Consider the following 22,917-nt stretch of genomic DNA (forward strand, 5'->3'; position numbering starts at 1 on the left):
CGGGCACGCCGGTACGGCGGCCCGCGGAAGCGGGCCGCCGCTGGGGTGCCGTGGATGTCAGCCGGTGCGGTTCACCACGAACTGCGAACCGGGCTCGATGAGGACGTCGCCCTCGGCCGAGTCGGTGATGGTCACGCCCGTCAGGGTCGCGCTGCCGCGGGCGCCGCTCATCGCGAGGACGCCGGAACCGTTGACCGACTTGTCGATCCGGACGTTGCTGATCTTCACGTCCGGCATCTCGCCGCCACCCGTCTTGAACTGGATGCCGTCGTAGGTCGAGTCGAGGATCTCGGAGTCCCGGATGGTGACGCCCGGGATGCCCTGCCCCTGCGCGAAGAGCGTGATGGCGCCGAACTCCTGGTCCTCGTGCCAGAACGCGCCGCCCGTGCGGTGCAGCGCGTTGTTGGCGATGAGGGTCTGGCCGGAGAAGGGCAGCGGGTCGTGGTCGGTGGCCAGCATGATCCCCGGGTAGTTCATGGTGTCGGAGATGATGTTGTTCTCGATGGTGTTGCCGTACCCGCCGTAGACGGCGATGCCGTTGGCGCGCCAGGGCAGCTGGATGGTGTTGTTGCGGAAGTGGTTGTCGTGACCGACGTCCACCGAGGTGTCCTTGACGTACTTGCTCGCCCACACGGCCAGCGCGTCGTCGCCGGTGTTACGGAAGGAGGAGTTGAAGACGGTCGAGTTCCGCGTGCCGTTGGCGAAGTTGATGCCGTCGGCGTACGTGTTGCGGATGCGCATGCCGCTGAACTCCAGACCGTCGCCCGGTCCCCAGAGCTCGGGGATGTTGGAGTAGTCGCGGCCGGCCCAGACGCCCACGTTGGCGTGCTCGATCCAGACGTTGCTGATCTTGGTGCCCTTGCCGAAGCGCCCGTTGAGGCCCACGCCGCCCTCGGCGTTGCCGTCGCCGCCGCGGATCGCGCCCGAGCCGAAGACGGCGATGTCGGAGATCTGCGTGTTGTGGTCGATGTCGAAGCCGAAGTTGCCCTCGTGCGGGTGGTTGATGCCACCGGCCTCGTGCGGCGGGGTGAGGGTGTACAGCTGGGAGTGCCACATGCCCGCGCCGCGGATCGTGACGTCCCGGATGCCGACCTGGTTGAACTGCCCGCGGTCGAGCGGGTCGTCCGTCAGGATCTTCTGCTCCTGACGCCACTGCCCGGCCGGGATCCACACGCACGGGATCTGGCCGTTCTGGTCGGCCGTGACCGCGCGCTGCAGGGCGTCGGTGTCGTCGAGGCCGTCGTTGGGGACGGCGCCGTACTCGGTGATGGAGACGCAGTTCGCCGGCTTGGCGGCCGGGGACGCCACCTGCTCCAGGTCGATCAGGTCGACGATGTAGAAGGACGCCTTGTCGTCCGCGTCGCGCTGGAGGCGGAACCGTGTGCCTGTCGGGTACGACTGCGCCAGCAGGGCGTGCGACTCGTCGAACAGCCGGCGGGCGTCGCCGCCGGGCCGGTTGGTGAGTCCCTCGGGATCGTCGGTGCTGCCGTACAGCCAGCTGTGCTTGGACGTGAGGGTCAGCTTGCGGACGAAGACGCCGTCGGCGTAGAGGCTGATCGTGGCGTCCGCGCCGCCACCGGCGGCGGCGTCGGGCACGGAGTTGCGCACCACGATGGAGTTGGACGGCGTGGTGGAGGTGAACTCCACGTACTCACCGGTCGCGTTGAGGCGCACCGACTTGCGGCCGGAGGACTCGGTGGCGAAGTTGGTGTGCCCGAAGGTCCGCTTCTGGTCCGAGGTGAGCAGGGTGCCCTGGTAGCGGGCGTCCTCCGCCTCGTACTCGGCGTAGGGCACGGCCGCGCCCCGGCCCACGACGAGGGAGCGGGAGAAGACGTTGTTCGCCTCGTCGGTCTCGGCGACGGTCCCGGTGGCGTCGGCGGTCGCCGTGAGCGTGGCGCCGCCGGAGGCCGCGGTCCAGCTGCCGGAGATCGCGACGTTGACCGTCCGACCCGCGGCGATCGCGCCCGCGGTGCCGTTCAGCGTGGTGGTTCCGGCGGTCAGCCGGGTGGTGGTGCCCGCCGCCACGCCGGTGGTGCCGCGGTTCTCGACCGCCACGGTGAAGGTGACGGCGGAGCCGACGGCCGGGCTGGCCGGGTTGGTCGTGATGCTGGTGACCCGCAGGTCCGGACCGGGGCTCTGGCCGACGACCAGCTTCGCCGCCGCCGTCCGGCTGTTGTTGGTGTCGTCCTGTTCGGCGACGGTGTCGGTCGGGTCGACCACCGCCGAGACGGTGTACGAGCCCATCGGGCGCTTGCCCACCGTGACGGGGACGGTCACCGAGGCGCCGGCGGCGAGGGCGGCGACCGGTGCGGAGCCGGCGACGGCGCCTTCCAGGCTGACCTCGACGGTGGTGGCGGCGGCCGCGGCGGTGCCGGCGTTGCGCACCGTGGCGTCGACCGTCACGGCGTCCGTCTCGGAGGGGGAGGACGGAGCCCAGGTCAGGTCGGTGACGGTGAGGTCGGGGTTGGGTGCCGCGGCGCCGACGACCTGGAACTCCGCGACCTGGGCGCCGGGGGCGCCGGTGTTGGAGAAGAAGGTCAGCCGCAGGTCGGCGTACCGGCCGGTCACCGGGATCGTCACGCTGTTCTGCCCGCTGGAGGGGCTGAACGCGTAGTCGGCCCGCGCCTTGAGCGAGGTGAACCCGGAGGCGGACTGCTCGCGCCCGAGGACCTGGATCGACTGGGTGCGCGGGCCCCACGCCTGGTCGGGGTTGAGCTTGACGACCACGGCCTGCACGTCGGCGTTCGCGCCGAGCCTCACCGTCAGGCCGGCCGGGAAGCCGGCGGACTCCCAGTAGGAGGCGGCGCTGTCGTCGTTGGCGTTCGCGGCGACGTACGTCTGGGTGGTGGAGGTCGCCTCGATCGGCTTGTCACGGGCCAGGTTGGTGCCCTCGACCGGCGGGTCGACCGGTCCCTGCACGCTCTCGCCCCAGATCTCGACCTCGGACAACTGCGCCGCGTTCCAGCCGGAGTTGGCCGTCACCTGCACCCGTACGTAGCGGGTGGTGACGGCGGACAGGGCGAGGGACACGGTGTTCGCCTGGGCCGGGTCGAACGTCCGGGACTGCGCGGCGGCGAGGGTGGTGAAGGCGCTGCCGTCGGTGCTGCCGAGCAGTCCGACGGTCTGGTTCCGCGCCTCCCATCCGGTGGGGAGCTTGAGCACGACCCGGTCGACGCGGGCGCTCGCGCCGAGGTCGACCTGCACCCACTGCGGGAAGGATCCGGCGGGACCTTCCCAGTAGGACGCCTGGCTGCCGTCGGTGACGTTGCCGGCCGGGTAGGCGCCGTGGGCACCCGTGGCCGTCACCGTCCTGCCGAGCGCCAGATTGGTGCTCGCGGCGGCGTACGCGGTCACCGGCAGCAGCCCGACGGCGATCAGCGCGCCTATCAGCGCGCCGACGGCCAACCGCCAGCTCAGATGTTTGCCTCTCATAGGGGCCTCTCCATGTTCTGGGCCACGGCTCGACGACAGGAGCGACGCTCGCCAGGAACCCAGCAGGTCTCTGACAATGAATGACGACGCATTACAGGCTTATTGAGCTTCATAGTTAAGTTTTTGCGTCGCCGGGGTGTCAGGTTTCTATCAGGTCACCGCTTTGTCAACAGCCGTGACAGAAACCGCAGTTGACGGACCCACTCGTTCCGGACAACGAAACGGCTCCGGCGCCGGGAGGCGACGAGGCCTCCCGGCGCCGGAGCCGGGGAGTGGAGAGAGGGGAGAGGGCGGGGTGTACGGAGGAGAGGGGCGGGCGATCAGGCGAGCGGCGGCGGCGCCGTCGATCCGCGGACCACGAGCTCGGGCTCGAAGAGGAGCTCACCCGGGTCCGTCTGCGTGCCCTGGATCTGGGCACACAGCAGCTCGACCGCTGCCCGGCCCATCGCCTCGATGGGCTGGCGCACCGTGGACAGCGGCGGCTCGGTGCAGTTCATGAAGGCCGAGTCGTCGAAGCCGACGACGGAGACCTGCGAGGGAACCGACAGTCCGCGCCGGCGGGCGGCCCTGATCGCCCCCAGGGCGAGCGGGTCGCTGGCGCACACGATGCCGGTGACGCCACGCTCGAGGAGCCGGTTCGCCGCCGCCTGCCCTCCTTCGAGCGAGAAGATCGAGCGCACCACGTGCTCGTCGGGCAGCTTCGCGCCCGCCGCCTGCGCCGCGGCGCGGGCGGCCTCGAGCTTGCGCCGCGAGGGGACGTGGTCGCTCGGGCCGAGGACGAGGCCGATCCGCTCGTGCCCGAGCGAGGCGAGGTGACGCCAGGCCTGCTCGACGGCGACGGCGTCGTCGCAGGAGACGCAGGGGAAGTTGAGGCCCTCGATGGAGGCGTTGATCAGCACCACCGGGATGTTGCGCTCCGCCAGCTGGTGGTAGTGGTCGTGCGGGGCGTCCGCCTGCGCGAACAGGCCGCCGGCGAAGACGACCCCGGAGACCTGCTGCTGGAGCAGGAGGTCCACGTAGTCCGCCTCGGAGACGCCGCCCTTGGTCTGCGTGCAGAGCACGGGCGTGAGCCCCTGCTGCGCCAGCGCGCCGCCGATCACCTCCGCGAACGCGGGGAAGATGGGGTTCTGCAGCTCCGGCAGGACGAGGCCGACGAGGCGCGCACGCTCACCGCGCAGCTGCGTGGGCCGCTCGTACCCGAGCACGTCCAGCGCCGTGAGGACGGACTGCCGCGTCGCCTCGGAGACACCGGGCTTGCCGTTGAGGACACGGCTGACCGTCGCCTCGCTGACTCCCACCTTCTTGGCCACTTGAGCAAGTCGTCGCGTCATGAGCGCAAGAGTATCGCAAGTTCCGCAAGCTGGTTGCGTCGATCTCGTACTCGTGCGCTGTGCTGTCCGTTCGTTCCCCCGGTCCGGCGGGAACACCGGGGACGAACCAGCCCGTCGAGGGCCGTTCCATGGTCCGCACCCCGACATCCGCGCGCAAGTGCTTGCGTGCGGGCGCAACGCGACGCGCGGTCCGAGCAGGCCCGCCGCCGGACGGGACCGGATCCGGGGAGGACCGGATCCGGGGGGCCACCCGACGACAGCGCGGATCCGCCGCGACGCTCCCTGGGAGCGATCCCGCGGCCGAACGGCCCCCGGGCGACGGGAAATCCCGTCTTCCCGCAGGTGATCGCCCTCGCCCGCGGGCCGCAGCCGTCCGGCCCCGCCCGGACACCGGTCCGGACATTCTCGCGATCTTGCGCCAAAGCGTTCCCTGGCGGGGTTTTGTGGGCTAACTTCTGGCCGCATCTGCTTCACCACGCCCCTCACCGCGCCACCTCCCCCCACACCTTCCCCTGACCTCCCCTACCCCAGTCCGGGTGGATCGCCATGAGCCGTACCATCGCGTTGCGCAACGTCAGCAAGAGATACGGGCGGGACGGCTACGCCGTCGAACGCGTCTCCCTGACCGTCGAGCCAGGTGAGTTCCTGGTGCTGCTGGGCCCCTCGGGCTGCGGCAAGTCCACGGTCCTGCGGATGATCGCCGGCCTGGAGGACATCACCGAGGGCGAGTTGTACCTGGACGACGTCCACGCCAACGACCTGCCGCCTCGCGAACGGGACATCGCGATGGTGTTCCAGAGCTTCGCGCTCTACCCGAACATGACGAGCCGCGAGAACATCGGCTTCCCGTTGAAGCTGCGCGATCCCGGCACCGACCACGACCCGCGCGTGGAGACGACCGCGCGGATGCTCGCCGTGGAGGACCTGCTCGACCGCTACCCCGGCCAGCTCTCCGGCGGTGAGCGGCAGCGTGTGGCGATGGGCCGGGCGATCTCCCGCCAGCCGTCCGTCTTCCTGATGGACGAGCCGCTGTCCAGCCTCGACGCGAAGCTGCGCAGCCATCTGCGGGCCGAGATCGCGCGGCTCACCGCGCAGCTCGGGGTCACCACGGTCTACGTGACGCACGACCAGTCCGAGGCCATGTCCCTCGGCGACCGGATCGCCGTCATGCGCGGTGGCGTGCTCCAGCAGGTCAGCGCCCCGCGGGACACCTACGCCCGGCCGGCGAACGTCTTCGTGGCGGCGTTCATCGGCACGCCGCGGATCAGTCTGCTCCAGGCGGTCGTGCACGCTCCGCTGGACGCGCGGATGTCCATCGTGCTCGGCCGGCAACGCCTCGTGCTGCCCGAACCCCTCAGCTCCGACCACCAGTTGCTCCGCATCCAGCAGGGGCGGCCGATCATCGTCGGACTGCGGTCGGAGGCCGTGCGGATCGCCCCGCCCAGCCAGGCGCGGCCGGGCGAGGTGCCGCTCACCGGGATCGTCGAGCACGTGGAGTACCAGGGCCACGAGGCGCTGGTGCACGTGAACACCGGCTCGCAGCCCGCCGTCGTGCCGGAACTGGAGTCGGCGCGTCCGGCCGCTGGTCCGGGTCAGCGGCGCCGTCGCCCGCACCAGAGCGGTCTGCGCAAACTGCGCAGGCAGGCGGCGGGCCGGCTGTCCGGCGCGGTCGCCACCCTCGCCCCGCCGCGGGGCGGCGGCCTCGGGGACGGTCCGGCGGGCCCGGACCTCGCCCGCGAGGCCACGGCGACCGTGCGCAGCGACCTCGTCGTCCGTACGGGCCCGCACCTGCGGGTGCGCACGGGCGCGCAGATCCCGCTGCTGGTGGACCTGGCCCAGCTCTACGTGTTCGACCACGCGGGCCACCGGATCTGCCCCGCGCCGGACGGACTCCCGGGCCTGGAGGTGTAGCGGCCTCCGTGGCGGGGACGGCCGTCCCCGCCACGGCAGCCGTACGGGGCGGGTCCGGGACCTCGCGCCCCGGGCGGCTCTACGGCTCGATCAGGCCCACGCGGATCGCGTACCGGGTGAGGTCGAGCCGGTCGCGCATGCCGAGCTTCCGGAGCAGGTTCGCGCGGTGGCGTTCGACGGTCTTGGCGCTGATGAACAGGAGGTCGCCGATCTGCTTGGAGGTGTGGCCCTCGGCGACGAGCTTGAGGATCTCCTCCTCGCGCTCGGTGATGGCCCGGTCGGGGACGGGGCGGCCCTGCCCGGCGAGGTCGAGGTACTTGCGGATGAGCGCGGTCTCGGCCCCCGGGTAGATGAAGGGCTCGTCGCGCATCGCGGAACGGCAGGCCTCGACCAGGTCCCGGTCGGCGACCGACTTCAGGACGTACCCGCCGGCGCCGGCCTTGAGGGCCTCGAAGAAGTACTCCTCGTTGTCGTACATGGTGAGGATGAGGATCCGCAGGTCCGGCTGGAGGCGGGACAGCTCGCGGGCGGCCTGGAGTCCGGTGAGGCGGGGCATGGCGATGTCGAGGATCGCCAGGTCGATGTCGCCCGCGCGTGCCCGGGCCACGGCCTCCGCGCCGTCGGCCGCCTCGGCGACGACGGTGAGGTCCGGCTCGCTGTCGAGGATGAGCCGGACGCCGCGGCGGACGAGCGCGTGGTCGTCCGCGAGCAGGATGCGGGTCCGCCGGTCCGGTGCGCCGGGGGGACGGGGTGTCGTCATCGGTCGCCCTTCTCCCTCATCGTTCCTCCTTCTCCGCCTTCGGCACGTCGAGCCGCACGTCGGTGCCGCCCGAGGGGCCCGGGCGGATCGAGAGGGCGGCGCCGACGAGCAGCGCGCGCTCGCGCATGCCGCGGATGCCCGCGCCCTCGGTCGCGTCGCCCATCCCCCGGCCGTCGTCGCGGATGAGCAGCTCGACGCCGCCGTCCGCGCCGCGCGTCAGGTGCACCTCGGCGGTGCGTGCCCGGGCGTGCCGGGCGATGTTGGTGAGCCCCTCCTGGGCGACCCGGTACAGGACCAGCTCCGTCTCGTCGCTCTGGGAGGGGAGTCCGGGACCGATGTGGGTGCGCGCGGACAGGCTCGGGGTGGTGAACTCGCCGGCCAGGGAGCGCAGTGCGCTGTGCAGGCCGAGTTCCTCCAGGACGCCGGGCCGCAGTCGGCGGGCGATGCGACGGATCTCGTCCAGGCCGGACCGGGTGGTCTCCTGAGCCTGCCGCAGATCCTCGCGCAGGCCGGCGGGGGCCTGGTCGGCCGCGTGCTTGAGCTGGAGCAGGACCGCCGTCAGGGTCTGGCCCACCTCGTCGTGGAGTTCCCGGGCGACGCGCTGCCGTTCGGCCTCCTGGGCGGACAGCACCCGTGCGCTGCTGGTGGCCCGTTCGGCTTCGAGGCGGTCGAGCATGAGGTTGAACGTGCGGGTCAGCTCGGCCATCTCGCCCGGTCCGCTCACCGCGGGCCGGTCGCCCGGACGCAGCAGGTCCACGGTGCCCATGGCGCGGGCCAGCCGGCGCAGGGGAACGAGGCCGATCCGCAGCAGGACCGCGTTGGCGATCAGCATGGCGACGAGACCGGCGCCCAGCACCATGGCCTCGCGGGGCAGTACCGGTGTGGAGACGGTGACCGGCCCCAGCAGGAGCAGGACGGCGACCACGAGCACGGCGGCGTTGAGCAGGAGGATCCGCCAGTACAACGACATCGTCCCTCCTCACCGGATCAGGTGCCCCAGCCTAAGGGCCGTCCCGGCCGTGAACCGGTCCCGACGGGCCTGTGACCTGCGGCGGGGCGCACGTCCCCGGCTCACCTTCACCCGTGTCGGGGGGTGCTGTCCATCCGTGCCGACACCCATGTTCCCGGCCTCCCGGCGGATGGCACGATGGCGGCTCCGCCCCGGTTCGACGATGCGTCGGCCGGGGCCGTCCACGTACCCCGGCGAACGAGAAGGAGGACGGGCCGTGCCCGCTCCGCGGATGAGAACGACACCCCTGCCCGGCATCGGTGTCCAGTACGACCTCACCACGCGTGAGCACCGCCATCTGTCGGTGATCGCGCACCGCGACGGCACCCGGTCGGTGAACGTCTACCGGTCCGACGACCCCGACGCCTGCGCGCAGTCGCTGCACCTGACGGAGCCGGAGACGGCCTCGCTGATCGACGCGCTGCGTCCCACGCACCACAGCCCGAGCGTGCTGCACACCACCGATCTGGGACTGGTCGCCGAGCGGATCGAACTGGCGGCGCAGGCGCACTGGAACGGGCGGCTGCTGGGCGACACGCGGATGCGCACGGAGACCGGTGTGTCCATCGTGGCCGTACTGCGCCGGGCGGAGGCGATCCCCTCCCCCGCACCGGACTTCCGGCTCGCGGGCGGGGACACCCTGATCGTCATCGGTACCCGCGAGGGCGTCGACGCGGCGGCCACGATCCTCGGACGGGAGTGAGAGGGTGCATTCCGCTGTCTTCCTGATCGAGTTCGGAGCGATCATCCTGGGGCTCGGCCTCCTGGGGCGGTTCGCGGGGCGGTTCCGGTTCTCGCCGATTCCGCTGTACCTCCTCGCGGGGCTGGCGTTCGGCAAGGGCGGTCTCCTCCCGCTGGGCGCCAGCGAGGAGTTCGTGGCGATCGGCGCCGAGATCGGCGTCATCCTGCTGCTGCTCATGCTGGGGCTGGAGTACACGGCGAGCGACCTCGTCTCCAACCTCAAGTCCCAGTATCCGGCCGGTCTCGTCGACTTCGCCCTGAACGCCGTGCCCGGCGCGGCCGCCGCGCTGCTGCTGGGCTGGGGGCCGGTCGCGGCCGTGGTGCTGGGCGGGGTCACCTGGATCTCGTCGTCGGGCGTCATCGCGAAGGTCCTCGGCGACCTCGGCCGGGTCGGCAACCGCGAGACTCCGGTGATCCTGAGCATCCTGGTCCTCGAGGACCTGGCCATGGCCGTGTACCTGCCGATCATCACCGCCCTGCTGGCCGGGGTGAGTCTGGCCGCGGGCAGCGTCACGCTGGCGATCGCCCTCGGCGTGGCCGGCGCCGTCCTCTTCGTCGCGGTGCGCTACGGCCGGCTGATCTCGCGCTTCGTCTCCAGCGAGGATCCCGAGAAGCTGCTGCTCGTCGTCCTCGGCCTCACGCTTCTCGTCGCCGGTATCGCCCAGCAGCTCCAGGTCTCGGCGGCGGTGGGCGCGTTCCTGGTGGGCATCGCCCTCTCCGGGGAGGTCGCCGAGGGCGCGCATTCGCTGCTCAGCCCGCTGCGGGACCTGTTCGCGGCCGTCTTCTTCGTCTTCTTCGGGCTGCACACGGATCCGGCCAGCATCCCTCCGGTGCTCCTGCCCGCCCTCGCGCTGGCGGTCGTCACGGCGCTGACCAAGATCGCCACGGGTCACTGGGCCGCGAAGCGGGCCGGGGTCGGCCCGAAGGGCCGCTGGCGGGCAGGCGGAACCCTGGTCGCGCGGGGCGAGTTCTCCATCGTCATCGCCGGTCTCGCCGTGAGCGCCGGGATCCAGCCCGCGATGGGCCCGTTCGCCACGGCGTACGTCCTGATCCTGGTGGTCGTCGGTCCGCTGACGGCCCGTTACACCGAGCCGATCGCCGCGTACGTCGCCCGGCGCCGCGGCGGGCCGGCCGCCACACCGCCCGCCGGGGACGTCCTGGCCACGCCCCCGCCCCGCGAGTCGGTGGGCGCGGTGGACGACCCGGGGAGCGCGGGAGTGCGTTAGGGGCACCCCAGGCCCCTCCCCCGTGGACCATCGGGTCCGGCACCCATGGCGTGCGGCGCACCCCGCCGGCGTGCACGGTCGGACCCGCCCCGGCCCGCCACGGGGCGGCGCCCGACGGACTGGGCTCAGGCGGTGCGATCGCGGTCGCGCCAGGCCTCTTCCCACTGCCGTGTCAGAGCCGGATAGACGAGCAGGTGACGGAAGGGCGCGATGGCGGCCATGTACAGCCGGCCGAAGCGGCCGTTGGGCTTGACGAGGACGGCCATCCTCAGTTCGTACGAGCCGCCGGCGCCCCGCACCCAGCCGAGGTGCATGACCGCGTGCACGGTCTTGTTCGCCAGCTCGCGGGCGGCCTCGGTGTCGAGTTCGTAGACCGCCTCGAGAGGCATGCCGTCGCTGTCCGGGCCGCGGGGAGCGGCGCGCAGGTCGTCGGGCAGCCGGTCGCGGAGCGAGCCGACGCGCTCGCCGACTCCCGACGCCTCCTTGTCCCAGCCGAGGAGAGCGCCGAGCTTCCATCGCACGGCGAACAGGAACCGCACCGGCGGCGACAGCCGGTCGGGGTCTCCGGCGGCACGCAGTGCGGCCAGCATCACGGGGAAGTCGTCGGGGCCCGCTCCGGGAGTCCGGAACGACCACACGTCCTCCACCGCGAAGTCGCCGGTGAGTGCGTGGATGCGCCACGGAAGGCCGGTGTGGGCCGTCTGGGGAAGTCTCGGCACGGTGAGCCCCCTCATCTGTACGGTGCCGTACAACAGATCTATACGGTACCGCACAACTCCCGCTCCGACGCAGGGGACATGGGCTTGCGGAGCGGTCGCCGGCCGACGCGACGTGGGGCGGCCGGTTCCGCCGGCACGTCCGGCTCAGACGGTGATGTCGATGATCCCGAGGGGCTCGGTGGTGGGCTGCGCGGAGCCACCCGAGGGTTCCACCGTCACGCCGACGGCCACGGCGTTCGCGAGCGGCCCCGCGAGCACCCGGGCGGACGGCCGGCCCGTGGCGGGCAGCAGACCGGCCGGTCGCAGGTCCCCGGTGGGCGCGGCGTACCAGAGTTCGTAGACCTTGCCCGCGGCCAGGGCCGGCAGGTCCTGTGCCGTGAACGCGGCTCGGCCCTCGGCACGGGAGACGACGACCGCGGCCGTGGCGCCTCCGGTCAGCTGCGCGGTGTGCAGGCGCGCGTCCGGCGCGGTGAGCACCGCGTTGAAAGCGGCGGCATCGGACCGGGCGGCCTCGATCTGGGCCCGGGCCCGAACCACCTGGTCCCCGGCGTCCTCGGCCCGGGAGTACTGCCAGGCGGCGATGCCGCCGAGGGCCACGGCCACGGCGACGCTGGCGGCCAGGACGAACCGGAGGACGCGCCGGCCGCGCGACGCGCGAGCACCCGGACCACGCCGTCGATCCGGATCCTGGTCCGGGTCGACCCGACGCGCCGGGTCCGGGTCCGGGTCCGGCCCCGGATCCTGGTCCGGCCCCGGACGGGTCGCGCGCAGCTGGCGGACGCGGGTGATCTCGTCCAGTACGCGCGCCCGCAGGTCCGGCGGGGGGGCCATCGGGTCCGCTGCGCCGAGCCGGGCCGCCGCCTCCCGGAACTCCCGCACCTCGCGCCGGCACGCCTCGCAGGTGGCGAGGTGCGCCTCGAAGACGGCCTCCTCCCCCGGCGGCAGCGCGTGGAGGGCGTAGGCCCCGGCGTCGAGGTGCACGTCCTCGGCGGGCGTCATCGGCCCTCCTCCAGGCAGGCGCGCAGCTGCCGGAGCCCCGCACGCATCCGTGACTTCGTCGTGCCCTGCGGCGTCGAGAGCGAGTCGGCGACCTCCACGTAGGTCATGCCCTGGTAGTAGGCGAGGACGAGCGGTACCCGCTGCAGGCGGGTCAGCGAGGCGAGACAGCGGTAGACCCGCCGACGCTCGTCGTTCCCCTCCACGGCGTCGACCACCTCGTCGTGGTCCCGGTCGGGAGAGAGCCGCCAGGCGCGCGTCTCGCGCTCCGTGCTCGCCTGGACGGCGCGGACCCGGTCCACGGCGCGGCGATGGGCGAGCGTGAGCACCCACGCCTTCGCGCTGCCCCGGTCGGGCCGGAAGCGCTCGGCGGTACGCCATACCTCGACCATGACGTCCTGGGTCACCTCCTCCGCCTGCGCCGCGTCGCGCAGGATCCGGCAGGCCATGCCCATGACCGTGTCTGCCAGCGCGTCGTACACCGCCGCGAACGCCGCCTCGTCACCGCCGGCCGCGCGGTGCAGAAGCTCACCCAGCCGCCGGTCCGGCTCGGATCCGTGCGCCACGCGGTGCTCCTCTTCCCGGGTGCCGGAGTGCGGCACGTGTCGTCCCGCCGGGCCTGCGCCCCCTGGCGATCCTGCCCGCGTCGTCGGCGATCCGCAGCGGGCCGGTGCCGATCGGGTGACGCCGCCCGAAGGCGGACGAGCGCGACACCCTCAAGGCACGCCCCGGCGTGATGTACGGGAGTCGGGTCCCGGTCCGCGACCCGGTTCCCGCACGGGTGTGAGGTCGAGAGGGAGGCGCCGGTCCCGGCCGGGATCGCGGCCGGCGACGGGAGCGAGGCCGGGCGCGTCGAGCCGCCCGGACGCGTCGGCGAGCACTGCCGGCCCGAGGTCGAGCTCGAGGTCGAGCCGTACGTGCACGGTCTTGCCCCCGAGAGCCGGCACCACGGTCGTCCTGCCGCCCAGTCCGCTGATCACCGCCAAGCCGAAGCCGCCGGCCCGGCGCCCGCTCCCGGCCGGGACACCGGGACCGGAGCCGGCTTCGCCCGGGAGCTGCGGCAGCTCCTCGCTGCGATCGGCCACGGCGATGTCGAGCACGGCGCCGCTGACGGTGAGCGTGAGCACGCAGGGCCCACGACTGTGCAGGACGGCGTTGGCGACCAGCTCCGAGACGATCTGCACCGCGTCCGCGACCCGGTCGGCCCCGGCGCCCGTGGGCGCGAGCCGGCGGGCGGTGACGTGCCGGGCGACGGCCGGAGCGTGCAGGCCGTAGGGCAGCGCGACGACGTGACGCGTCGCGCTCGGCGCCTCTGTGGCGATGGTCGTGGTCATGGCCACTCCCCGGAACCGGTGGTGCGGATGGGCGGAGTCCTTCGCAGGGGATTCGGAGCGGGACCCCCGCCCGGATGCCGTCGCCGCGGACGACTCGGCGCGACCGCCCGTCACGGAACCTTTCGGATATTTCCATCCGTCTCGGTCATCCGGGGCGCCGCCCGCTTCGAATCCCCTGTGTCACGCCGATCCGGTGAAGCTCCGGTCCCCCTTCGTATCCCGAGGGGAGGGGAGCTCGCCGGTACCCACGTCTCGCTACGTAAGGAAGTGCGTTTCGATGACTCCCACCATGAAGGTCCGCCGGCTCGTGGCCGGCGCCGCCTCGGCGGGTCTGCTCGCCGGTGGCGCCGCGCTCGGGCTGTCGGGCACCGCGTCGGCGGCTCCCGCGCCGGCCTCCGTCACCTCCACCGTGACCCATGACAACGACCACCGTCACCACGACCGGTGCGTCTGGAAGAAGGGTCACTGGGACAAGCGCTGGGTCCCGGGACACTGGGAGAAGAAGCAGGTCCACCACAAGACCTGGCACAAGGGTGACGGCAAGCACGGCCACTCCCACAAGGGGCACTGGGACCACGACCGGCACTACAAGTGGGTCTACGTCCCCGCGCACTGGGACCACTACTGGGTGAAGGGGCACTGGGACTGCCATCACCGGTGATCGCCTCCGCGATCCGCACGCGCGACCGGGCACCTCTGGTGCTCGGTCGCGCGCCGTCCGCCGCCGGCCGAGGCCACGAGCACCTTCGGCCGCACGCGCGGAAGTCCGCCGACCCCGGGTGGCGCGGCGGGCCGACGGTGTGACGGGACGCGGACCCCTAACCCGACGCGTCCGCGTGGCGCAGCTCGGCGAGGAGCTCGCTCTGTCCGGCGAGGAGTTCGGTGAGGATCCGCCGTGCCGCACGCAGGAGTTCGGCGACGTCGCCGCCCGCGAGCGCGTAGCTGACGGTGGATCCGTCACGGATCGACACCACGATGCCGGAGCGGCGCAGGACCGCCAGCTGCTGGGACAGGTTGGAGGGTTCGATGTCGATGTCGTTCAGCAGTTCGCGTACCGGTACGGGGCCGTCCTGGAGGAGCTCCAGGACGCGGATACGGACCGGGTGCCCGAGCATGCGAAAGAACTCCGCTTTGGCCTGGTACAGCGGTACCTGCATGCAACAACGCTCCTGCCGGGGTCTGGGCTGCTGGGCGGGGGCGGCAGCCGGCGGCCCGCCGGTCCTCCACGACCGTTGCCACGATCCTGCCGTGTCCGGACCCGCCCCCACCTGCAGCTGTCCTCTTTTGGATGTGTCGAGTTGAAGATTTCTTCAACTCTTGGGCATACGAGATCGGGCCGCTCGGCGAGCGGCTAGAGCTCCAGATCCTTCTCGATACGGCGCAACTGGTGCCGTGCCATCGCGAGGTTGGATCTGCCCTTGTCCAGGACGATGTAGAGGAACAGACCGTTGCCTCCCCGCCCCTTGAGCAACCGGATGAGGTGGTACTGGTTGCCGAGGGTGATCAGCATGTCCTCGATGTCCTCCTGGAGCCCGAGCATCTCCAGGGTGCGGGTCTTGGCCCGGATCACGTCGGTGTTGCCGGCGGCGGCGACCGTCAGATCGAGGTCGTGGCTGCCGCCGAGCGTGCCGAGTGCCATGCCGCTCGTGTAGTCGACCAGTGCGACGCCCACGGTCCCGTCGATCGAGGTCATCGCCTCCTTGAGAGACGTCTCCACATTCACCATCAGCGCCTGCTTCCTCAATTCACGATGTTCCGGACCGTGGTGCTCCCCCGGCCGGTCTGTGATCGAGACGCTACTGACCGGCGTCCGAGCGGGAGGAGGAAAGCCCTTGGTCCGGCCGAAAACCGACGCTCAGGCTCCGAAACCCGCCGCGCGGCCTCGACCGGTGGGGACCGACGCCGGCCGGCGCGAGAGGATCCACCTCATGACGATTCCCCCGGAGACACCTGGCTGCGACCCGCTCGCGCTGGACCGGGCGGGTCCGGCGGCAGCCGACGAAAAGGAGCGGAAACGGTGGAGTACGTACGGTTCGAGTCGCCGCACCGGAACGACCGGGGCCACTTCACCGGTGTGTTCGGGCTGGTCAACAGGCTGGCGCGGGAGGGCCGGCTCTCCTTGGAGGAGGAGTCCTTCCGGCGCGTGCACAACAGCTGGTACGACGCCGCCTACCCGGACCCGTCGACCGTGGACCCCACCGTGTACGACCGGGCGACGAACCCCGGCGCCGCCGCGTGGTTCAAGCCCTCGGCCACGCATCTGATCGAGCGGGTCCCCGGCTATCTGGAGATCCTCCGGGCGCACGGCGTCGACTGCCGGACACGGCGCTGCGCCGACCCGGGCCGGATCGTCTACGAGGACGAGGTCCAGATCGTCGTGGTGCCGTACGGGTAGCCCGGGGCGGGCCGGGTCAGTGCTGGTCGGGGCGGCGGCGGTCGGCCCGGTCGAGTTCCTCGTCCAGCGCCATCGCCGCCGTGATCAGGGCGAGGTGGGTGAACGCCTGCGGGAAGTTGCCGAGTTGCTCGCCGGTGGGACCGATCTCCTCGGCGAACAGGCCGACGTGGTTGGCGTAGGTGAGCATCTTGTCCATCGCGTAGCGGGCCTGTTCCAGGCGACCCGCGCGGGCCATGGCGTAGACGTAGAGGAAGCTGCAGAGCGAGAAGGTGCCCTCGACGCCGCGCAGGCCGTCGGGCGAGGCCTCGGGGTTGTAGCGGTAGACGAGGCTGTCCGTGACCAGTTCGCGGTCGATGGCGTCCAGGGTGGACAGCCACTGCGTGGACTTCGGCGAGAGGAATCCGAGCAGGGGCATCAGCAGCAGAGAGGCGTCCAGGACGTCGCTGCCGTAGTGCTGGACGAAGGCGCCGCGGTCGGGGTTCCAGCCGCGTTGCATCACCTGGGTGAGGATGGCGTCGCGTTCCGCCGTCCAGCGGGTCAGGTCGGCGGGCCGGGCGTACTGGGTGGCCAGCCGGATGCCCCGGTCGAAGGCGACCCAGCACATCAGCCGGCTGAACGTGAAGTCCTGGCGTCCGCCACGGGTCTCCCAGATGCCCTCGTCGGGCCGGTCCCAGGCCTCGGCGAGCCAGTCGAGGAGCGCCGCGAAGCCCAGCCAGCCCTCGTATCCGGCGAGCTCGGCCACCTCCGGGGAATGGGTGAGGCCGTAGGCGAACTCGCCGTAGATGTCGAGCTGCAGCTGGTCCGCGGCCCCGTTCCCGGACCGGACCGGATACGAGTCGCGATAGCCGCTCAGGTGTTCCAGGATCTCCTCGGAGAGCCTCGGATCGCCGTCGATCCGGTACATGATCTGCAGCGGCTCGCCGCCCGCCGCCGCGGTCGACCGCAGGCAGCGGCCGAGCCACGCCCGGAAGGCGTTGGCCTCGTCGACGTAGCCCAGGTCGATCAGGACGCGGACCGACAGCGACGCGTCCCTGATCCAGGTGTAGCGGTAGTCCCAGTTGCGTTCGCCGCCGATCTGTTCGGGCAGGCCCATCGTCGGCGCGGCGATCGGGGCGCCGGTCGGCGCGTAGATGAGGAGCTTCAGCGTGATCGCCGAGCGGTTGACCATGTGCTGCCAGCGGCCGCGGTAGCTGCAGCGGCGGATCCACCCGTGCCAGAAGCCGAGCGTCGCCTCGAACTCCGCGACGAAGTCCTCGACGGTGACGGGCTCCGGTTCGGGGGATCCCGCAGGGCGGGTCTCCAGGAGGATTCCGGCACGCTGGCCCTGCTCCAGGGTGACGGTGGCGCGGACGTCGTGGCCGTCCGCGCCCAGCGGGATGTCGCCCTGCAGGTGGACGTCGAGTTCGGGGCCGTGGAAGACGGCGCCCTGGCCGCCGAGGGTGAGCGAGTGCGGGGCCCGGCCGTAGTCGAAGCGCGGCCGGCACTCCAGGGCGAAGGTCACGGTGCCGCGGACCACGCGCAGGACCCGCATCAGGCGGTGCCGGTCGCCCGCCACCTGCGGCTGGTCGCCGAGCGGCATGAAGTCCACCACCTCCCCCACGCCCTGCGGGGTCAGGAACCGGGTCACCAGGACGGCCGTGTCGGGAAGGTACAGCTGACGCACCGTCGTGTCGTCGCCGACGGGCGCGATCGTGAAGTGGCCGCCGCGCTCCGCGTCGAGCAGGGCGGCGAAGATGCTCGGGGAGTCGAAGCGGGGCGCGCACATCCAGTCGACGGAGCCCCCGCCGGACACCAGCGCGGCGGTCTGGAGGTCGCCGATCATTCCGTGGTCGGCGATCGGAGGGTAACCACGCATCACTGACCTCGATTCCTGCACCGGGTCCGTGGACCGGGGGGCATCACGGCGCTCGACAGCACCAGGCAACCCGCCCCGGCACCGGCCGGCAACACGGATCGGCTGATCGGGGGAACGGGAGACCGGGAACGGGACGAGACCGGGAACGGGACGCGGGCACCGGCGGACGCCGGCGCCCGCGGGGAGAACGATCCGACCGGAGCGTGAGAACGCCGCGGGCGGCGCCGGCCGGCCGTCCCCGGAAGGCCGCTCAGGTGCCCGTGTAGAACCCGATGGTCGCCGCGGTCGTGGCCGCGACGGTCTCCGGGTCGGCACCGGATGCGGCGTACGCGGCACCCCACGCCTCGCCCGACCGCGTCGTGTACTCCTTCGCCTCCGGCGAGGTCTGCCACACCTCGGCCTCCTCCTTGCTCATGCCGGCGCCCGCGAGGTGCATGCCGAGGCCGAGGAACATCAGGTCCCAGCCGACGCCGACGGCACCCGGGCCGAAGCGGTCCCGGAACTCGTCCGGGACGACGGCCACGTGCTCGAGCTCGAAGACGGTGCGTTCCTCGCCTTCGGCCGTGAGCCGGACCTCGACCTCGCCGAACCCGGGGTCGGGACCGAACAGCCAGGAGACCCGCAGCCGTTCGGGTTCCACGCATGCGAGGATCTCGCCGCCCGCGTTGCCCTCCAGCTGGTAGCGCCCACCGACCTTGAACTCGCCGGTGACCGGCAGGAACCAGCGCCCGAGCCGCTCGGGATCGGTCACCGCGTCCCACACGTCGGTGATGCCGGCGTCGTAGGTGCGCCGCAGCAGCACCGTCCCGGCCTCACCGGCCTCGACCCGACGGGTTCCGGCCTCCCGGTGCACCAGGTTGATCCGGTCGACGATCTCACTCATGTCCGCTCGTTTCCTCTCCTTGTCCGCGCTCGCGCTTTCCCCGCGCGAGCTCCGTCCCGAGCGCGTCGAGCCGCTGCTCCCAGAAGCCCCGGAACCGTTCCAGCCAGTCGTCCACCTCGCGCAGCGGCGCGGCGTCGACCGCGTACAGCCGGCGCGTGCCCTCCGGGCGCACCGAGGCGAAGCCGCTCTCCCGCAGGACACGCAGGTGCTGGGACACGGCGGGCTGGGAGATCCCGAACTCCTCCCGGATGACGGCACTGACCTCGCCCGATGGCCGCTCGCCCGTGGCGAGCAGCTCCAATATCCGGCGTCTGACCGGATCCCCGAGAACATCGAAGGCGTGCACATGGCCGACTATGCCACCAGACGCTTATATAAGGCAACTCTTATATAGAGCAGGGGCCGGTCCGTCGCCAGGGGCCGGATGTCACCGGTCGGCGGACCGCGTGGCGCGGTTCTGCCTCCTGCGCAGCCCCGCGCGGGGCTCCGGGCTGAAGGCGAGGCCGCGGCGGTGCCGGATCTCCCCGCTCTCCCTGCTCAGCGCACCTTCCTCACTCCAGCGTCCGATGTCCCCGAGCACGATGCTCAACTGGGTGAGCAGGCGTGCCAGGCTCGGCTCGTACGCGGGGTTGTCCCGGGCGAGTCGGCGGTATCCGGCCACGCTCTCCTCCAAGGGGGCCAGCGCCTCCTCGTTCCGGTCGAGGATGGCCAGCCGCCTGCCCAGGTGGTACAGCGCGAGGAAGAGATAGGACCCGTCCGCGCCGGGGGTGGACCTCAGCAGCCGGCGCTCGATCGCGACGATCTCCTCGGCCGTGACGAGGGCCTCCGCGGAACTCTCCCGTCCCCGGTGCGAGAGCACCATGGAGCGATTGCGCAGTGCCACGGCGAGCCGCGGTTCCGTCGCCCCGGGGTCGACCCGCGCGAAGCGGCGGCCGAGTTCGACCGCCTCGTCCAGTGCTGTCAGGGCTTCGCCGACCCGGTTCATCTGCGCGCAGCGCACGCCGATGTCGTTCATCGTCTCGACGAGTTCCGGGCCGTAGGAGTCGGGCTGCTGGACGGCCAGCTCGCGGAACGCGGTGGCCAGCCTGCGGTTGAGGTCCAGACCGAGAGCGGTGAACTGCGGCTTGTCGTAGGGCGCCCTGGGATGCGGCGGAAGGACGGTACCGGCGGCGAGCAGGACCCGGACGCGCGCGGGCGCCGAGTCCACCGCGGCACCGAGGGCGTCCAGCACCTCCGTCGCGGTCTGCAGGCGCTCCCCGAGCACATGGGCGCCCGCGGCACGGACGAGGACGACCAGGGCGTGGACCTGCTGGCCGTCGGTGGCTTCGGCCCACAGGGGCGCGAGCATCTCGTCCCCGGGGCGGGTGAAGTGGACACCGGCGTGGTACTCGGCGAGCCGGTCGGGTTGGAGCGAACCCCAGTAGCGGCCGGGGGCGGGTGGGTACAGGGCACGCAGCCACTCGGCGACGTCGCCCTCCCGACCGGGCGGCAGTCCCCGCACCTGCCGGGTGACGGCGACGGCCTCGGCGCGGGTGGCCGCCCCGCACAACGCGGCGGCCGCCACGGCTCGTCGCAGGGCGACGGGCCGCAGGTCGCCGAGCCGGAACGCCGGCGAGGCCGCGGTGCCCTCCCAGTAGTGCGCCTCGTGTGCCAGCAGCAGCGCCTCGACAGGTGCCGCCTCGGTGTCCCGCCGAACGTCCAGGCCGGGCAGGACCTCCAGGCCCTCCGGGCCGGGCGGCAGGTCCGGGCCGATCGGCTGCCCCGGGGCCGGCGGCCCGCCCGGGCCGGCGGTCGCACCGGCGGCCACCTGAGTGGGGCCGGCCTGGAGCAGCGTCACCAACGCGTGCATCTGCAGGGTGAGGGCGGAGGCGTAGCGGGAGCGGTGCAGGTCCTTCGGGGGCCTGATCCGTTCCGCCAACGACTGCCAGTCCGTCCGCGGCAGTCCCGTCACCTGTCCCAGGAACCGGGACAGGTCCTGGGTGGCCCGGCCGAAGGCGACGGCCCGCGCCTCGGTCCCGGCGCTCTGCCCGAGCAGGGGGGCGAGCGCGAGCGTGGGAGCGTCGGACAGGATCCGCAGCGTGTCGGACTCCGATCCCAGGACGTCCGTCTTCCAGTCCCCCCGCGCCCGCGCGAGCAGCAACAGCCGCGTACGGTGCCGGCCGTGGCGCAGCCGTGTGATGAGGCGGCGGACCTGGCGAGGCAGGGTCTCGGCGTAGTCGACGACCACCAGCAGGGGCGACGTGGTGTCCAGGGCTCCCCAGTCGGGACCCGTTCCGTCGGGTTCCGGGCCGCCGGCGTCCGCCCGACCCGCGGGCGCGGCGTCGTCCAGGTCGGCGCGCAGTTGCACGGCGACCCAGCCGGACGCGCGGAGTTCGGCGGCCAGCTGACGGGCCAGGCGGGTCTTCCCCTGACCGCCCGGGCCGGTGATCAGGTGGACCGCGAACGGGTCCGGGGTGTCCCGGCACCACGCGGTGAAGTAGCGCAGCTCCTTCTCCCGGCCGTGGAAGGTGACGGCCTCGGTGTCGGCGCGCAGCAGCATCGCGGGCGACCGCAGGTCCCGGGCGTGTGCCGCGGGGGCGAGCAGGTGATCGGGTTCGACGGGCTCCGCCAGCGGCTGCCAGCCGCTGTGCGCGGTGACCAGGTCGCGGAACTCGGGGTCGTCCAGCAGTTCGGTGGTACGTGTGGCGATGAGCCGTGCTCCGACGGCCGCCTGCCGGTCCCGGGACACCACGCCCGTGAGCAGGTCGCCGCACAGGAGTGCGGCACCCGACATCCCGGACCAGGGGGTGGCGGACGGAGCGGACGCCGTGTCGGCGGGGAAGGTGGGGTTGACGCTCAGCACTTCGTACCGGTCGGCGCCGCTCCCGCTCCCCGGGTGGATGGAACCGGTGAGCTGTTCCCCGAGGCGGTCGACCCCGTCCTTCTGCATGCGGGGGTAGCCGCAGATTGTGACCGGATGGGGCCGGGTGCCGATCAGCCTGCCCCAGCGCTGCGGCGGGCGGGTCCGCAGGTCGCGAAGGGAGTCCGGAGTCCGCCATCCGGGGTCGGGGACCACCTCGACCAGGGCGGCGTCGACGGAGTCGTCCTTGCGCCACCAGAGCACGCGCGCGGGGAACCGCCGCTCGTCCGCCTCGGGACGGCACACGGTCACGCTCGTCCCACCCGACTCCGGGGACTCCCCCAGCACGTGCGCCGTGGTGAGCACCAGCCGGGGGGCGACCAGGTAGCCGGTGGCGAAGGCCGCCCTGCCCGGCCTTCGGGGCCCGATGACCCTGATCTGCACGATCCGGTCGAACTCCACCCAGCCTCCGTTCCCCTCTCGTCCCGCGCCCCGGTCCCGCCCCGGTGCGGCTCGGCACAGGCGGGTGTCACCGGGCGAGAGTCACCCGCTCACCGGGGTCCGGCGCCTCGTCCGCCCCGTCGCCGCCGCCCTGCCCCCGTCCCCGCACTCATGCGTCCCTCCCGTGCCGACAGGACGTCAGTTTTCCATCCGGGTCGAGCGGGTGAAGGACGATGGCCGGAAGTCACCGGTCGGACCGGATCCGGACCTCAGACCTCCTGGTCGCCGGCGTGCCGGCCCAGCGCTCTGCCGAAGCGGGCGGAGATCCCCGGCATCAGGCTCTCGCCCTCGGCCGGACGGTCCAGGCCGAAGACGTGGCCCGGGAAGTCGAGATCCCTCTGGACCTCCCAGATCCCCTCGTGGTCCTCCGGTGGGCGGATGCGGGCCGGGTCCCCGACGGCGACCCAGCCGATCGGCACCGTCGTGTCGGGCGGCAGCACCGTGCGCAGATGCACGACACCGTTGATGCGGACCTCGGAACGCGCGCCGATCCGGGCACCGTTGAAGACCCTGCTCCCGGTGGCGAGGAAGACCTCGTCCTCGACCCGGCAGCCCGTCAGGTAGGACGTCGGTCCGACGAGGACCTGGCGTCCCAGCGTCAGCGGGTCGCGGCGCGTGCCGCGCAGGACCGCGTTCTCCATGACGATGCATCCCGCGCCCAGTTCCACCGGACCGCCCTCGGCGGTGAGGACCGCGCCGAACAGCACCCGGCAGTCGGCGCCCACCCGCACGTCGCCGCACAGGGTGGCCGTGGGAGCGATGTAGGCCGAGGGGTGGACCACGGGCGAACGGCCCTGATGAGTCAGCAGCATGCGCGGCATCATCGCGCGCCCCGGGGGCCTGCCGCCAGATCGTCCCGCCGCGCACGACTCGTCACCCCACCGGGCCCGACCGCACGACCCACCTCACGCCGCCCCGCCCGACCCGCGTGAGCTCGGAGAATCGTCGGGGTTACGCTTCGAGGCGACCGAGAAGGACCGAAGCT

Annotated in this window: 20 protein-coding genes; 5 read left to right on the plus strand and 15 right to left on the minus strand. The window is 72.5% G+C overall.

Translation table 11 applies throughout. The features are described from left to right. Positions 1 to 57 precede the first annotated feature (57 nt). Positions 58 to 3,432, minus strand: coding sequence for a CARDB domain-containing protein (locus tag ACGFZF_RS18950; RefSeq protein WP_393555486.1), 3,375 nt, complete (start codon positions 3,430 to 3,432; stop codon positions 58 to 60). A 320-nt stretch (positions 3,433 to 3,752) separates the two neighbouring features. After that, positions 3,753 to 4,763 carry a LacI family DNA-binding transcriptional regulator gene (locus ACGFZF_RS18955; RefSeq protein ID WP_393555487.1) on the minus strand — a complete coding sequence of 337 codons (1,011 nt, stop codon included), beginning with the start codon at positions 4,761 to 4,763 and terminating at the stop codon, positions 3,753 to 3,755. Between the two features lie 546 nt (positions 4,764 to 5,309). Here ACGFZF_RS18955 and ACGFZF_RS18960 point away from each other — a divergent pair. Then, a complete protein-coding gene (locus ACGFZF_RS18960) occupies positions 5,310 to 6,674 on the plus strand; it encodes an ABC transporter ATP-binding protein (protein WP_393555488.1) in 1,365 nt (454 codons plus the stop codon). A gap of 79 nt (positions 6,675 to 6,753) precedes the next feature. On the opposite strand, the gene ACGFZF_RS18965 is transcribed toward ACGFZF_RS18960, so the two are convergent. Together ACGFZF_RS18965 and ACGFZF_RS18970 are read right to left on the minus strand one after the other, a co-directional pair. Beyond that, the gene (locus ACGFZF_RS18965; RefSeq protein WP_393555489.1) at positions 6,754 to 7,434 is read right to left on the minus strand and encodes a response regulator; all 681 of its coding nucleotides are present in this window, start codon (positions 7,432 to 7,434) and stop codon (positions 6,754 to 6,756) included. 16 nt (positions 7,435 to 7,450) lie between these two features. Continuing rightward, a complete protein-coding gene (locus ACGFZF_RS18970; protein WP_393555490.1) occupies positions 7,451 to 8,404 on the minus strand; it encodes a HAMP domain-containing sensor histidine kinase in 954 nt (317 codons plus the stop codon). A gap of 256 nt (positions 8,405 to 8,660) precedes the next feature. Here ACGFZF_RS18970 and ACGFZF_RS18975 point away from each other — a divergent pair, with 256 nt between their 5' ends. Both ACGFZF_RS18975 and ACGFZF_RS18980 read left to right on the plus strand, forming a co-directional pair. Beyond that, positions 8,661 to 9,146, plus strand: a complete 486-nt coding sequence (locus ACGFZF_RS18975; RefSeq protein WP_393555491.1) for a cation:proton antiporter regulatory subunit — start codon at positions 8,661 to 8,663, stop codon at positions 9,144 to 9,146. Positions 9,147 to 9,150: 4 nt separating this feature from the next. After that, on the plus strand, positions 9,151 to 10,410 hold the full coding sequence (locus ACGFZF_RS18980) for a cation:proton antiporter (RefSeq protein WP_393555493.1): 1,260 nt from the start codon (positions 9,151 to 9,153) through the stop codon (positions 10,408 to 10,410). A gap of 125 nt (positions 10,411 to 10,535) precedes the next feature. Here the strand turns inward: ACGFZF_RS18980 and ACGFZF_RS18985 are convergent, their stop codons facing one another. The 4 genes from ACGFZF_RS18985 to ACGFZF_RS19000 all read right to left on the minus strand — a co-directional run bounded on the left by ACGFZF_RS18985 (position 10,536) and on the right by ACGFZF_RS19000 (position 13,459). Continuing rightward, positions 10,536 to 11,144 carry a DUF2867 domain-containing protein gene (locus ACGFZF_RS18985; protein WP_393555629.1) on the minus strand — a complete coding sequence of 203 codons (609 nt, stop codon included), beginning with the start codon at positions 11,142 to 11,144 and terminating at the stop codon, positions 10,536 to 10,538. A gap of 129 nt (positions 11,145 to 11,273) precedes the next feature. Further along, a complete protein-coding gene (locus ACGFZF_RS18990) occupies positions 11,274 to 12,128 on the minus strand; it encodes an anti-sigma factor domain-containing protein (RefSeq protein ID WP_393555495.1) in 855 nt (284 codons plus the stop codon). Then, positions 12,125 to 12,691 (minus strand): ECF RNA polymerase sigma factor SigK, encoded by a 567-nt coding sequence (gene sigK, locus ACGFZF_RS18995; protein ID WP_393555497.1) that lies wholly within the window; start codon positions 12,689 to 12,691, stop codon positions 12,125 to 12,127. Before sigK ends, ACGFZF_RS18990 begins: the two co-directional genes overlap by 4 nt. Positions 12,692 to 12,841: 150 nt before the next feature. Then, a complete protein-coding gene (locus ACGFZF_RS19000; protein ID WP_393555499.1) occupies positions 12,842 to 13,459 on the minus strand; it encodes an ATP-binding protein in 618 nt (205 codons plus the stop codon). 277 nt (positions 13,460 to 13,736) lie between these two features. On the opposite strand from ACGFZF_RS19000, the gene ACGFZF_RS19005 reads away from it, so the two are divergent. After that, entirely contained in the window at positions 13,737 to 14,120 is a 384-nt protein-coding gene (locus tag ACGFZF_RS19005) for a hypothetical protein (RefSeq protein ID WP_393555501.1), read from the plus strand. A gap of 157 nt (positions 14,121 to 14,277) precedes the next feature. Here the strand turns inward: ACGFZF_RS19005 and ACGFZF_RS19010 are convergent, their stop codons facing one another. Together ACGFZF_RS19010 and ACGFZF_RS19015 are read right to left on the minus strand one after the other, a co-directional pair. Then, positions 14,278 to 14,616 carry a helix-turn-helix transcriptional regulator gene (locus ACGFZF_RS19010; protein WP_147979502.1) on the minus strand — a complete coding sequence of 113 codons (339 nt, stop codon included), beginning with the start codon at positions 14,614 to 14,616 and terminating at the stop codon, positions 14,278 to 14,280. Positions 14,617 to 14,810: 194 nt separating this feature from the next. Next, the gene (locus ACGFZF_RS19015; RefSeq protein WP_356604750.1) at positions 14,811 to 15,185 is read right to left on the minus strand and encodes a hypothetical protein; all 375 of its coding nucleotides are present in this window, start codon (positions 15,183 to 15,185) and stop codon (positions 14,811 to 14,813) included. Between the two features lie 291 nt (positions 15,186 to 15,476). On the opposite strand from ACGFZF_RS19015, the gene ACGFZF_RS19020 reads away from it, so the two are divergent. Next, positions 15,477 to 15,854, plus strand: a complete 378-nt coding sequence (locus ACGFZF_RS19020) for a hypothetical protein (RefSeq protein WP_393555503.1) — start codon at positions 15,477 to 15,479, stop codon at positions 15,852 to 15,854. A gap of 16 nt (positions 15,855 to 15,870) precedes the next feature. On the opposite strand, the gene ACGFZF_RS19025 is transcribed toward ACGFZF_RS19020, so the two are convergent. From ACGFZF_RS19025 to ACGFZF_RS19045, 5 genes are all read right to left on the minus strand, one after another. Further along, positions 15,871 to 17,709, minus strand: a complete 1,839-nt coding sequence (locus ACGFZF_RS19025) for a glycoside hydrolase family 15 protein (protein ID WP_393555505.1) — start codon at positions 17,707 to 17,709, stop codon at positions 15,871 to 15,873. 250 nt (positions 17,710 to 17,959) lie between these two features. After that, positions 17,960 to 18,592, minus strand: a complete 633-nt coding sequence (locus ACGFZF_RS19030) for an SRPBCC family protein (protein ID WP_393555507.1) — start codon at positions 18,590 to 18,592, stop codon at positions 17,960 to 17,962. Further along, complete coding sequence (locus tag ACGFZF_RS19035) at positions 18,585 to 18,938, minus strand: ArsR/SmtB family transcription factor (protein ID WP_393555509.1); 354 nt, start codon at positions 18,936 to 18,938, stop codon at positions 18,585 to 18,587. Before ACGFZF_RS19035 ends, ACGFZF_RS19030 begins: the two co-directional genes overlap by 8 nt. Before the next feature lie 81 nt (positions 18,939 to 19,019). Continuing rightward, positions 19,020 to 21,893 (minus strand): trypsin-like peptidase domain-containing protein, encoded by a 2,874-nt coding sequence (locus ACGFZF_RS19040; protein ID WP_393555511.1) that lies wholly within the window; start codon positions 21,891 to 21,893, stop codon positions 19,020 to 19,022. 248 nt (positions 21,894 to 22,141) lie between these two features. Further along, positions 22,142 to 22,744, minus strand: a complete 603-nt coding sequence (locus ACGFZF_RS19045; RefSeq protein WP_393555513.1) for a gamma carbonic anhydrase family protein — start codon at positions 22,742 to 22,744, stop codon at positions 22,142 to 22,144. Positions 22,745 to 22,917: the final 173 nt, after the last annotated feature.

The organism is Streptomyces sp. NPDC048338 (assembly GCF_043201055.1).
In the GTDB taxonomy this organism is placed as follows: Bacteria; Actinomycetota; Actinomycetes; order Streptomycetales; family Streptomycetaceae; genus Streptomyces.

Coding starts and splice junctions, on each gene's coding strand:
- ACGFZF_RS18965 (WP_393555489.1), bottom strand. CDS start 7,434: ATGACGACACCCCGTCCCCCCGGCGCACCGGACCGGCGGACCCGCATC.
- ACGFZF_RS19030 (WP_393555507.1), bottom strand. CDS start 18,592: ATGAGTGAGATCGTCGACCGGATCAACCTGGTGCACCGGGAGGCCGGA.
- ACGFZF_RS19005 (WP_393555501.1), top strand. CDS start 13,737: ATGACTCCCACCATGAAGGTCCGCCGGCTCGTGGCCGGCGCCGCCTCG.
- ACGFZF_RS18985 (WP_393555629.1), bottom strand. CDS start 11,144: ATGAGGGGGCTCACCGTGCCGAGACTTCCCCAGACGGCCCACACCGGC.
- ACGFZF_RS19045 (WP_393555513.1), bottom strand. CDS start 22,744: ATGCTGCTGACTCATCAGGGCCGTTCGCCCGTGGTCCACCCCTCGGCC.
- ACGFZF_RS19000 (WP_393555499.1), bottom strand. CDS start 13,459: ATGACCACGACCATCGCCACAGAGGCGCCGAGCGCGACGCGTCACGTC.
- ACGFZF_RS19025 (WP_393555505.1), bottom strand. CDS start 17,709: ATGCGTGGTTACCCTCCGATCGCCGACCACGGAATGATCGGCGACCTC.
- ACGFZF_RS19010 (WP_147979502.1), bottom strand. CDS start 14,616: ATGCAGGTACCGCTGTACCAGGCCAAAGCGGAGTTCTTTCGCATGCTC.
- ACGFZF_RS18950 (WP_393555486.1), bottom strand. CDS start 3,432: ATGAGAGGCAAACATCTGAGCTGGCGGTTGGCCGTCGGCGCGCTGATA.
- ACGFZF_RS18990 (WP_393555495.1), bottom strand. CDS start 12,128: ATGACGCCCGCCGAGGACGTGCACCTCGACGCCGGGGCCTACGCCCTC.
- ACGFZF_RS18970 (WP_393555490.1), bottom strand. CDS start 8,404: ATGTCGTTGTACTGGCGGATCCTCCTGCTCAACGCCGCCGTGCTCGTG.
- ACGFZF_RS18960 (WP_393555488.1), top strand. CDS start 5,310: ATGAGCCGTACCATCGCGTTGCGCAACGTCAGCAAGAGATACGGGCGG.
- ACGFZF_RS18955 (WP_393555487.1), bottom strand. CDS start 4,763: ATGACGCGACGACTTGCTCAAGTGGCCAAGAAGGTGGGAGTCAGCGAG.
- ACGFZF_RS19015 (WP_356604750.1), bottom strand. CDS start 15,185: ATGGTGAATGTGGAGACGTCTCTCAAGGAGGCGATGACCTCGATCGAC.